The sequence below is a fragment of the Spirulina sp. CCNP1310 genome (assembly GCF_034932185.1).
Taxonomy (GTDB): Bacteria; Cyanobacteriota; Cyanobacteriia; order Cyanobacteriales; family Spirulinaceae; genus Spirulina.
The window spans coordinates 24,802-35,312 of record NZ_JAYGHW010000101.1 but is presented as its reverse complement, the minus strand read 5'-3'; the positions used below and the strand labels follow the sequence as shown (position 1 = coordinate 35,312).

Annotated in this window: 10 protein-coding genes, 1 tRNA gene and 1 pseudogene; 6 read left to right on the top strand and 6 right to left on the bottom strand. The window is 53.6% G+C overall.

Translation table 11 applies throughout. The features are described 5' to 3' along the window. Nucleotides 1-529: pseudogene (locus tag VB712_RS19450) on the bottom strand (photosystem II D2 protein (photosystem q(a) protein)); the annotation flags it as partial. A 237-nt stretch (nucleotides 530-766) separates the two neighbouring features. Here VB712_RS19450 and VB712_RS19445 point away from each other — a divergent pair. The 4 genes from VB712_RS19445 to VB712_RS19430 all read left to right on the top strand — a co-directional run bounded on the left by VB712_RS19445 (nucleotide 767) and on the right by VB712_RS19430 (nucleotide 2,755). Next, nucleotides 767-1,039: a hypothetical protein gene (locus VB712_RS19445; protein WP_323257823.1), complete on the top strand. Its 273-nt coding sequence runs from the start codon at nucleotides 767-769 to the stop codon at nucleotides 1,037-1,039. 6 nt (nucleotides 1,040-1,045) lie between these two features. Then, nucleotides 1,046-1,723: an ABC transporter ATP-binding protein gene (locus VB712_RS19440; RefSeq protein WP_323257821.1), complete on the top strand. Its 678-nt coding sequence runs from the start codon at nucleotides 1,046-1,048 to the stop codon at nucleotides 1,721-1,723. 315 nt (nucleotides 1,724-2,038) lie between these two features. Continuing rightward, complete coding sequence (locus VB712_RS19435; RefSeq protein WP_323257819.1) at nucleotides 2,039-2,581, top strand: NYN domain-containing protein; 543 nt, start codon at nucleotides 2,039-2,041, stop codon at nucleotides 2,579-2,581. Between the two features lie 101 nt (nucleotides 2,582-2,682). After that, nucleotides 2,683-2,755: transfer RNA gene (locus tag VB712_RS19430), tRNA-Glu, on the top strand. 58 nt (nucleotides 2,756-2,813) lie between these two features. Here VB712_RS19430 and VB712_RS19425 read toward each other — a convergent pair. Then, nucleotides 2,814-3,947: a patatin-like phospholipase family protein gene (locus VB712_RS19425; RefSeq protein ID WP_323257817.1), complete on the bottom strand. Its 1,134-nt coding sequence runs from the start codon at nucleotides 3,945-3,947 to the stop codon at nucleotides 2,814-2,816. Between the two features lie 144 nt (nucleotides 3,948-4,091). On the opposite strand from VB712_RS19425, the gene cysS reads away from it, so the two are divergent. Continuing rightward, on the top strand, nucleotides 4,092-5,519 hold the full coding sequence (cysS, locus tag VB712_RS19420; protein WP_323257815.1) for a cysteine--tRNA ligase: 1,428 nt from the start codon (nucleotides 4,092-4,094) through the stop codon (nucleotides 5,517-5,519). A 255-nt stretch (nucleotides 5,520-5,774) separates the two neighbouring features. Further along, entirely contained in the window at nucleotides 5,775-6,464 is a 690-nt protein-coding gene (locus VB712_RS19415) for a Uma2 family endonuclease (protein WP_323257825.1), read from the top strand. Between the two features lie 276 nt (nucleotides 6,465-6,740). On the opposite strand, the gene hetR is transcribed toward VB712_RS19415, so the two are convergent. The 4 genes from hetR to VB712_RS19395 all read right to left on the bottom strand — a co-directional run bounded on the left by hetR (nucleotide 6,741) and on the right by VB712_RS19395 (nucleotide 10,508). Then, nucleotides 6,741-7,673: a heterocyst differentiation master regulator HetR gene (gene hetR, locus VB712_RS19410; RefSeq protein WP_323257813.1), complete on the bottom strand. Its 933-nt coding sequence runs from the start codon at nucleotides 7,671-7,673 to the stop codon at nucleotides 6,741-6,743. Nucleotides 7,674-7,872: 199 nt separating this feature from the next. Continuing rightward, complete coding sequence (typA, locus tag VB712_RS19405) at nucleotides 7,873-9,666, bottom strand: translational GTPase TypA (protein WP_323257811.1); 1,794 nt, start codon at nucleotides 9,664-9,666, stop codon at nucleotides 7,873-7,875. 61 nt (nucleotides 9,667-9,727) lie between these two features. Further along, nucleotides 9,728-10,117, bottom strand: coding sequence for a hypothetical protein (locus VB712_RS19400; RefSeq protein WP_323257809.1), 390 nt, complete (start codon nucleotides 10,115-10,117; stop codon nucleotides 9,728-9,730). Between the two features lie 16 nt (nucleotides 10,118-10,133). After that, nucleotides 10,134-10,508 carry a hypothetical protein gene (locus VB712_RS19395; RefSeq protein ID WP_323257807.1) on the bottom strand — a complete coding sequence of 125 codons (375 nt, stop codon included), beginning with the start codon at nucleotides 10,506-10,508 and terminating at the stop codon, nucleotides 10,134-10,136. Nucleotides 10,509-10,511: the final 3 nt, after the last annotated feature.

Here is a 10,511-nt window from a genome sequence, read left to right as displayed (position 1 = left end):
TCCCTGCTACCCCGAAACTGGGGCCGAAGAACCAACTGGATTGTCCCAGGGGATACATTAAGAAGACGCTGACGAAGACGGCGATGGGGCCAGAGAAGGCGATCGCATTGTAGGGACGAATCCCCACCAGGCGAGCGATTTCAAATTGGCGCAACATGAAGCCGATTAAGCCGAATGCCCCATGGAGGGCAACGAAACTCCACAGCCCACCGATTTGGAACCAATGGGTTAAGCTCCACTGGGCTTCAGGCCCCCAGAGGAACAACAGGGAGTGACCGAGGGCATCGGCGGGGGAGGAGACAGCCACGGTGATAAAGTTGCAGCCTTCGAGGTAACTCGAGGCTAAACCGTGGGTGTACCAGGAGGTGACGAAGGTGGTGCCGGTGAGCCAGCCCCCCAGAGCCATGTAGGCGCAGGGGAACAGCAGTAAACCAGACCAACCAATAAAGACGAAGCGATCGCGTTTGAGCCAGTCGTCCACTGAATCAAACCAGCCTCGCTCCTGTGTTCTGCCAACAGCGATGGTCATAAATGAGAAATCTCCGTTAAGGATGTAGTTCTTTTGTGCTGAAACGTAGGTAAATTAAGGATTTAATGGCGAGGATAGGGGGCGATCGCCTCCCACCCGTCAACAATATTTACGTTTCTTCATGTTAGTTATAATAAAACATATTCTGAAAAATGGCAGGGAAACGCGGCAAAAGCCAAAAACCCCCGTCGATGATTGATAATCAGAACAGATTAGCCCTAAACCCCCATTGTGTGAATGTTCAGTATCGACGTAATTATCAAACACTCCCCCATGCCCATCTCGGTGCAACGGAAGGAAAAAGAAGCCGCCGAAGGGCTGTACCACGAGATCCGCAACGCGATGCAGAGCCAGACCCCCATTTTGGTGGAACTGACCTGTGAGAAGCAAACGGATAAACGGGTGACGGTACTCAGTGATCAGATTAGTGCTGTGGCCTTTTCTGAGAAAACCGCCAGTACTGCTGGCCGTGTGGCGGGCTTCCTGGGCTTAGAGCCGTCGGATGCTTAACGTGTGATGGATGCTTTCCCCAATCCCCTCAAAGCGGCGATCGCCGTTGACCAAGTAGATTTTAGCTGGCAACGTCAGACCCCAATTTTGCATCACTGCTCCCTGAGTATCCCTCAGGGGGAATTTTGGATGCTGTTAGGCACGAACGGCAGCGGCAAATCAACGCTCTTAAAACTGTTGGCGGGCCTGCTCACCCCCCAGGCGGGTTCCATTACCGTGAAGCCGCCCGTGGGGTTTGTCTTTCAAAACCCCGATCATCAATTGGTGATGCCCACGGTCGGGGCGGATGTGGCCTTTGGTTTGGTGGGGGAAAAACTCACGAATCAAGAAGTCTTAGGGCGGGTGCGGGAAGCCCTGGCGGCGGTGAATCTTCTCGATTTTCAACGCCGCCCCATCTATGCCCTCAGTGGGGGGCAAAAGCAGCGGATTGCCATTGCGGGGGCGATCGCCCGCCATTGTGAAGTGTTAATCCTCGATGAACCCACGGCGTTACTCGATCCCGATACCCAGATCGAACTGGTGCAGCAGGTGCGGCAATTGGTGAAACAACGGGGGATCACCGCCCTTTGGGTGACGCATCGCCTGGATGAGTTGGATTATTGTGATGGGGCAATTTTGTTGGAAACTGGCCGGATTGTTGATCAGGGTGATCCGCAGCGGTTGAAGCGGGTTTTGATGAAATGAGGGAAGGGGGAACAGTGGGAAGTGGGAAGTGGGAAGTGGGAAGGGGGAAGGGGGAAGGGGGAAATTTGCTGGAATGGGGTTCATATTTTGAAATCATTGTTAACATTGTGATTATTGGCTTTGCCTTTTTTTAATTATTGAGTTGGGCTAGGGAAACGCAGAGATGGCAAGTCTCGCTTTGGTTCTAGCTACGCTTGCGATCGCTCCCTGTTTTTGATGGGTGGGTGCGTTACGGTGTCGGGCCGGTGTGAGCGTTCTCAATACTGAGGAAACAGGCAGCCGGCCCTGTTCACCCCTTGAATATGCCCCCAAATCATGAAAACTCCCCAATTTCTCGCTCGTTTGTTAGTCGATGGCTATAACATGATCGGGGCTTGGCCCGATTTGCAACAATTACAACAACAAGATGGCCTTGAGGCGGCCCGCGATCGCCTCATTGAACTCTTGATCAACTATGCGGCCTGGCAGGATTTTCAAACCCAAGTGGTGTTTGATGCCCATTTTCGCCCTGAGCGTGCCTATACCGAAGCCTATACGGCTCATCTTTCCGTCCATTACACCGAATACGCCCAAACCGCCGATTCCTACATTGAAAAAACCTGCGCCCAGCGTCACCGCAACCCCTCCCCCCTGCGGCTGATCGTCGCCACCTCCGACTATGCCCAACAGCAAACCGTCACCGGCTACGGCGCTGAATGTTTATCGGCCCGGCGATTGGGTTTAGATGTGCAGCAGGCGAACCGGCGGCGGGTGCATCGCGATCGCCAGCCCACCCAATCCTCCCGCCGCTTCCTCTTCAGCGGCCTCGATCCCCAAGCCCAAGCCCGCTTAAGCCAACTGCGTTTTGGCCAGCGCTAAAAAAGTTTGCGCCCAAGGCTTGACATCCCCTCACCTATTCGCTATAGTTAAAAACGTTCTGGAAAAACGCACAGCCAACGCGAGACACCAAAACGCACTAAGCCCCCATCGTCTAGAGGCCTAGGACACCTCCCTTTCACGGAGGCGACAGGGATTCGAATTCCCTTGGGGGTATGATTTAAAGGGCGGGAGATTTCCCGCCCTATGTTTTTGTGTGACTGGAGCCAGGATCCTAGAGGGGTTGACTCGCCGTAGCTTCTGGAGGGTTGGCGGTGATAAATTGGGCGATCGCCTCCAACGGCGTAACCGTTTCACTCATCCCCACCCGCGCTAAATCACTACTGCGGCCCGTTTCTCCCTTTAAATACTGATGAGCAAAATCTACATAGTCTTGATAAAGATGGGGATTATCAATGGGGGCTAATTCTTTGCTCAAACTGTATTCCAACCGCAGCACCCGCTTGGCATTCTCATCACATTCCGCCCGAATAATCTGCCAACAAATGGCCGCCGTCACATCATTGGGAGCCGGAATAAATAAATCTCCCAACCGCGTTGCCCATTGCAATGATCCCCAGCCCTTCACCTCTTTATAGGAATAGGGTTCCGTGGGCCGTCCCGTGCCAATGGATAACACCGCCACATCCCGCAAATTTAAAGGCGTATCCGTGGGTTTTTCATAGGGCATCAGCATCGCGTGGGCAATCCCCAACATTGCCGGATTATTCACCGCCACGCCGCCATCAATAAAGGGTAACTTTTTCCCCGCTTCCGGCTGACCGGGATATGAATGCGTGGGAACGGTCAATTCAAAGGGAGGGAAAAAGGTGGGTGCAGAGGAGGAGCAGGCGCAGAATTGCCAGACGGGGAGGCTATCGTACCATTGGGGCATACCGTAACCATCGTTGTTGCTGCAAAACCAACGGGTGCGCCGCACGGAAACATCATAGGCGGGAATCACCAACACGGGTTTATTTAACGCACTGATGGGCGTATCCCCCAACACCGTTGATAATACGGTTGCTACGCCGTCCTCTGGGGAGAGGGGCCATTCGGGGTAGTGGGGATAAAGGGCAATGGGGGTAAAGGCGCGGGTGATGTTGGTAATTTTTCGGAGTTGCCGGATATAGTTGGGAAAAATGTGTTTGCCATAATTTTCGTACAGCCCTAGGAGTTCTTGAGCAGTTTTGCCCACGGCAATGCCCGCCGCCAAGATCGAGCCGGTGGATGTGCCGGTGACAAGATCGAAATAATCATGGAGGGTGCTGCCATGTTTGGCGAGTTCGGTTTCAATGGCCACTAACAACTGTGCCGACATCACCCCTCGAAAACCACCCCCATCTAGGGCCAAAATGCGATAGGTCATTCAATTTCCTCCAATGCAGTTGGCCGCTAGCCTAGCCCAAGAAAAAGGCGATCGCCCCATTTCTTAAAATCTCGTTAACTGTGGGGAATTGCCCCAGGCGGCGATCGCCCCTTAGGATAAGGATCTATTCTTGGACGCTCCCCCATGGCTCTCACCCTCTACAACACCCAAACCCGCACCGAAGAACCCTTTACACCCCTCGAACCGGGGAAGGTGAAATTCTATTGCTGTGGCGTGACGGTGTACGATGCCTGCCATTTGGGCCATGGCCGCTCCTATATGGTTTGGGATGTGTTGCGCCGTTACCTGACTTGGCGGGGTTATGCAGTGGAATATGTGCAAAACTTCACGGATATTGATGACAAGATCCTCAACCGCGCCCAAAAGGATGGCAGCACCATGGCGGCGGTGAGCGATCGCTACATTGCCGAATATTTCAGCGATATGCGCCGCCTCAATATCCTTGATGCCGATGCCTATCCCCGCGTTACGGAGCATATCCCCCAAATCCACGCCCTGATCCAAACCCTGATTGATCGGGGCATTGCCTACGCCGCTGAGGGGGATGTGTACTATAGCGTCGAGCGGTTCCCCCAATATGGGAAACTTTCGGGGCGGAAATTGGCGGATCTCCAAGCGGGGGCCGGGGGCCGGGTGGGAACGGAGGAGCAGAAGAAACAGCACCCCTTTGATTTTGCGCTGTGGAAGGGGGCGAAACCGGGAGAACCGGCGTGGGATTCCCCTTGGGGGCCGGGGCGGCCGGGGTGGCATATTGAATGCTCGGCGATGGTGCGATCGCATTTTGGCGACACGATTGATATCCATGCCGGGGGGGGGGATCTAATTTTCCCCCACCATGAAAACGAAATTGCTCAATCAGAAGGGGCGAGCGATCGCCCCCTGGCCCACTATTGGCTCCATAACGGCATGGTCAAAATCGGCGGCGATAAGATGTCAAAATCGTTGCAAAATTTTGTCACAATCCGCGATTTCCTCGACCGGCCCACGGATCCGATGGTGTTGCGGCTGTTTGTATTGCAAGCCCATTATCGTAAGCCGTTGGATTTCACCCCAGAGGCGATCGCCTCAGCGGAAAATGGCTGGCAAACCCTCACTGAGGGTCTCCAGTTGGGGAATGAATTCGCCACGGATTTAGCTTGGCAGAATCCCCAATCGCGGGATCTGGAGGCGAGCGATCGCTTTCAATCCGCCATGGATCAAGACCTCAACACCCCCAACGGGTTAGCCGTCTTGTTTGAACTGGCCAAGGAGTTACGGAAAGTGAAGAATATTCTCGTCCATGGTGGCGTGGTGGAGCCGAACCCCGCTCTCGAAGGTCGTTGGCGTACCCTCGTGGAATTGGCGGGAGTATTGGGGTTAGTGGCGGGTGAACCAGAGGCGGAAAGTACCGCAGGATTGAGTGATGAAGCCATAGAAACGCTGATCGCCCAACGGGCCGCCGCTCGCAAGGCGAAAAATTTTGCCGAGGGCGATCGCATCCGCGATCAACTCAAAGCAGCGGGGATTGTTTTGGTGGATAAACCCGAAGGCACGCTCTGGCATCGAGAATAAAACCTCGATCCCTCGTTACTTGGCTCTGCCAAGGAGGCTCTGCCTCCCTGCCCCAGAAGGCGGCAGAGCCGCCCAATGCCCATGCCATGGCAGAGCCATGGCACGAGATCAAGTAGGGGCGTTGGCGTAAGCCTGCCGGAGGCACAAAAATTTTCGCCCTCTCCCATGCTGTCCATACCACAAACAGATTTCCGATACAGTAGTCATTGGGTCATCATGCCCAATCCGCCCACAGATTCATCCATGTTGGCCAATATGGTACAAGCCCCCTTATCCCCCCAAACCCTCTACCCTGACTCCGACGGTCAACCCATGGCAGAGAACACCGAGCAATATCAATGGATTGTCAGACTTGTTGAGAATCTCAAACGACTGTTAAAAGATCAAGTGGCCTTCGTGGCGGGAGATTTGCTCTGGTATCCCGTCGAGGTGAAACCCACACCGGATCAACCCCGTCCAACCGTGCCGCGCCAAGCTCCTGATGCCATGGTGGTCTTGGGTCGCCCTGATGGCTATCGGGGCAGCTATAAACAATGGCAGGAAGAGAACATCGCCCCTCAAGTCGTTTTTGAGATTCTCTCTCCAAGCAATACACCATCAGAGATGGCGGCAAAGGAGCGTTTTTATCAGCAATACGGTGTACGGGAGATGTATTTTTATGATCCCCAAGCCCGGAACTTCTGGGGTTTGATCCAGGTTGAAAATGATTGGCATTGGGTGACAGAACTCAATTTGCCCTGGGTTTCCCCCCTCCTGCAAATTCGCTTTGCCATGTTTGAGGACGGTTTAGCGGTTTTCTATCCCAATGGTGAGCCGTTCAAGACTTTAGAGGAATTTGCTCAGGAACGGGATCAGGTTAAAGCAGAACGGGATCAGTTGCAGGTAGAGCGCGATCGCCTCGCCCAAAAACTCCAAGAACTCGGCATTGATCCGACCCTGCTGTGATGCTCTCCCTTGATCCGATTAATTGGCTTGGGGGCGAAAAATTTTTCGCCCCTACTTCAACCTTGTTACTTGGCTCTGCCTAGGAAAACCCCCCTTAATTAAGAGGGTGTACCTTTGAACCCCCCTTTTTCTACGCCGAAGGCGCATCCCCGCAGGAGCTTAGGGGGGCAGGGGGATTCCGTTTCAAATTGAGGCTGCACGATCCCCCAGCTACGCCGACCCCCTTAAAAAGGGGGTGTACTCTTGAACCCCCCTTATTAAGGGGGGCAGGGGGGATCACTCCTCCTTATTGCCGAAGACCATCTGTAAAATCATCGTCGGGCTACCCTGACGGTGATATTTATCCGCCCAGGCGCGGATCACCTGATCCAGTTCAGCCTTGGCCGCTGGTAGATCCGCCTCAGGAATATCTAACTCCTCCAACAACCGCATCACTGGCGGCTTCTCCTCCGCCCAATCCCGCATCAGCCGGAAAAATCGCGCCGTATCCTCCACCACCGTATAGGCCCGCTCCTCAGAACCAGAAGGAGAATAGGTGGGCCGCAACAGCGCATAAAAAGGCAGACCCCAAGGATTATCCACCCGCATCACCGTCCCCGAATAGATCAGCCGCCGTTTAATATGTTCGCCCAGCGCCTCACTCATGGGCATTTGTCGTTCCGGGGGGAGGTCTTCCTGCGATCGCAAATGTAAAAACTCAATTAATTCAAAAAACTGAAACGAATTAATCAGTTGAGCATTGGGGATATCCGCCGGCAATTTTTCTTCAATGTAGTGCTTTTGCTCACTGGTCAAATTGGTTTGCACTAAGCGCGATGCGTGGGCTAACCCAGCTTGCCCCCCCTGCCAAGGATATTTCTCCAACCATACATAGGGGAACTGGATGAGATAGCGGGGTTCTTGGGAACCCAGCATCTTTAATAACTTGCCCTTCGTCAACGCTTCGCGAATCTCCTCCACAATCACCTTGACCCGCTTCGGCTCAATATGATGGAGATGCCCCGTCATGCGGATATTCTCACCCTGTTCAACATAGGTGGTGTAAATCGCACATTTAGCCGCCGTCGCTGCCGCATCGAGAAACGCACCATGGCGGTGGCCACTGGTGCGCATCGCACTAAAGGCCAAATAAAAGAGGATTTGATCCATCGCACTGGGATCCAGGCTTTTGATCAAATCAAGATCGGTGGAAAGGGATAATGATGACATGGTTAGGGAATGACCAACTGCGTGTTTCAAAGTCGCTCGGCAAGGCTTGAACACACCCTTACCTAGCCCGATTTAACTCCAGCACCCTAATGCCAAATCATGAATACTTCAATACTTCCAGTATAGGGGTTAGATTCGGCATTGTCAGAGGGAGAGCAGCCTGTTTTGCCCTCCCACCATATCACAACCCCTTACAGGATCAGCGTTTTGCCAGTTTCTTGCTGTCAATTTTCCGCAGGCGAATCGATTGCGGTGTGACTTCCACCAGTTCACCCGGGCCAATATATTCCAAAGCCCGCTCTAGACTCATTTCAATGGGGGTCTGAAGTTGCACCAATTCATCCCCACCAGCGGCGCGGTGGTTCGTCAGTTGTTTGGCTTTGCAGATATTCAGATCGAGGTTTTGGGGGCGGTTGTGTTCGCCGATGATCATGCCCTTATAAACCTTTGTGCCGGGTTCAATGAAGAACACGCCGCGATCTTCGGCGTTTTTGAGGGAGTAGAACGTCGCTGTCCCCTCTTCAAAGGCAATGATCACGCCGTTATACCGGGTTTCCAACTCAGCCACAATCGGGCGATATTCTAAAAAGCTGTGGTTCATGATCCCTTCCCCCCGGCTGAGGCGGATAAATTCCCCTCGGAAGCCAATCAGCCCCCGCGCTGGAATCACAAACTCCAACTGGGTGCGGCCATTGGCCCCCACTTGCATATCTTGCATTTCGCCTTTGCGTTGCCCCAGCCGCTCAATACAGCTACCGACGGCATTTTCTGGCACATCCAAAACGAGGTATTCAAAGGGTTCGCAGGGTTGGCCGCTGATTTCGCGATAAATCACCTGGGGCTGGGACACTTGGAATTCATAACCTTCCCGGCGCATCGTTTCAATCAGAATCCCTAAATGCAGTTCCCCCCGACCGGAAACCGCAAATTTATCGGGGGAATCGGTTTCTTCGACCCGGAGGGCGACGTTGGTTTCGAGTTCGCGGTAGAGGCGATCGCGCAATTGCCGAGAAGTGACAAACTTGCCTTCTTGGCCCGCAAAGGGGGAATCGTTGATGGAGAAATTCATCTGCAATGTGGGTTCATCCACATTGATCAGGGGCAAAGCTTGGGGGTTATCGGGGCAGGTGATCGTTTCGCCAATATTGGCATCGGCAAACCCCGCCACCGCAACGATATTCCCGGCGGAGGATTCGGGGATTTCCACCCGTGCCAAGCCTTCAAACCCCAGGAGTTTGCTCACCTTCATTTTGACGATGCTGCCATCGTCTTTATAGAGGGCGGCTTGCTGACCAGCGAAAATTTTGCCGTTGTGGATGCGGCCAATGACGATCCGGCCTAAATATTCCGAATAATCTAATGTGGTGACTTGCAATTGCAGCGGCTTTTCAGGATCACCGGCCGGGGGCGGGACGTGCTGAAGAATGGCATTAAACAACGGCTCCATATCCTTGCCTTCTTCGGCCAAGGTGGGCTTGGCATAGCCATCTAAGCCCGAAGCGTAGAGGGTGGTGAAGTCGCATTGATCATCATCGGCCCCCAATTCCACAAACAGATCGAAAACTTTATCAACGGCTACATCGGGGTCAGCGTTAGGGCGATCGATTTTGTTAACGACGAGGATCGGGCGCAGGCCTTTTTCTAAAGCCTTTTTGAGGACAAACCGGGTTTGGGGCATGGGGCCTTCGTTGGCATCAACAATTAGGATGCAACCATCCACCATCCCTAGCACCCGCTCCACTTCCCCGCCAAAGTCGGCGTGGCCGGGGGTGTCCACAATGTTGATCAGGGTTTCTTTGTAGCGAACGGCGGTGTTTTTAGAGAGAATCGTGATCCCCCGTTCCCGTTCGAGGTCGTTGGAGTCCATGACGCAAATGGGGACATCTTCGCCTTCCCGGAAAATTCCGGATTGTTTGAGCAGGGCATCAACGAGGGTGGTTTTGCCGTGATCGACGTGGGCGATGATGGCGACGTTGCGAATGGGAAGAGACATGGTTGACCTCAAGGAGGGGCAAAAAAACTATAGATTTCTTAATATTTTAGCGGATCAGGGGTCAGGACGGGGAAACCTCCTCCAACCCCGCAAACACCGCCGCTAAAACCGCCCGCACTTTCTGATCTAAAACCTCCCATTCCACCTCCCCCGCCCCATCCAATAACTGGGTATCGATATCCACCAAGGGATCAAACTCCAGATCTATCGTCGGATAATCAACAAAGCAAACTTGAAAACAAAGATCCCACAGATTTAAAACATGAACGCTGTCCCCTTGGGTGAGGCGCAATTGAAACCCCGGGAACGGTTCCTCCACTTCTTCATAATCCCCCTGCCAGTTAGAAGCATCCAGGCGTTGCCGGAGGTGATCGACAACGCGGATTAAGGTGGGTTGCATTAAGGTTTGGGCTTGTTCCCAGGCTTGGGCGGTTTTAAATGTGGGTTTCATCGGGGAATTCGTGAGGTTATTCGGGGGGAAACCATCGCGCTAAGGGATGTTTTTCCCCCTGGCGTTCAATGGCCATGAGTTGATGGATTAAACGCTGCCGCTCCCGTTGGGGGAGGCCAAAAAGAATATTCCGACTTTGCCACACCAGGACACTGGTGGTAAAGCCAATACAGAAGGCGAGGGCGATCGCACTCCAGGGGTGAAACGCCAAACCATAGCGCAGACCCGCCCAAGTGAAATACTCCCGCAACAGAGAAATTTGTTCCCGCATCGCCCACAATGCCGGGGGAGCCAGCACCAGCCATGCGACCCCCACCGCCAACCAGCGCCCATAGACCGTCAGCCGGTGGAGCCGCTCGATTTTTATATCCAGTGGGGAATCATCGGGCATGAG

Coding starts and splice junctions, on each gene's coding strand:
- VB712_RS19445 (WP_323257823.1), top strand. CDS start 767: ATGTTCAGTATCGACGTAATTATCAAACACTCCCCCATGCCCATCTCG.
- VB712_RS19440 (WP_323257821.1), top strand. CDS start 1,046: ATGGATGCTTTCCCCAATCCCCTCAAAGCGGCGATCGCCGTTGACCAA.
- VB712_RS19435 (WP_323257819.1), top strand. CDS start 2,039: ATGAAAACTCCCCAATTTCTCGCTCGTTTGTTAGTCGATGGCTATAAC.
- VB712_RS19425 (WP_323257817.1), bottom strand. CDS start 3,947: ATGACCTATCGCATTTTGGCCCTAGATGGGGGTGGTTTTCGAGGGGTG.
- cysS (WP_323257815.1), top strand. CDS start 4,092: ATGGCTCTCACCCTCTACAACACCCAAACCCGCACCGAAGAACCCTTT.
- VB712_RS19415 (WP_323257825.1), top strand. CDS start 5,775: ATGGTACAAGCCCCCTTATCCCCCCAAACCCTCTACCCTGACTCCGAC.
- hetR (WP_323257813.1), bottom strand. CDS start 7,673: ATGTCATCATTATCCCTTTCCACCGATCTTGATTTGATCAAAAGCCTG.
- typA (WP_323257811.1), bottom strand. CDS start 9,666: ATGTCTCTTCCCATTCGCAACGTCGCCATCATCGCCCACGTCGATCAC.
- VB712_RS19400 (WP_323257809.1), bottom strand. CDS start 10,117: ATGAAACCCACATTTAAAACCGCCCAAGCCTGGGAACAAGCCCAAACC.
- VB712_RS19395 (WP_323257807.1), bottom strand. CDS start 10,508: ATGCCCGATGATTCCCCACTGGATATAAAAATCGAGCGGCTCCACCGG.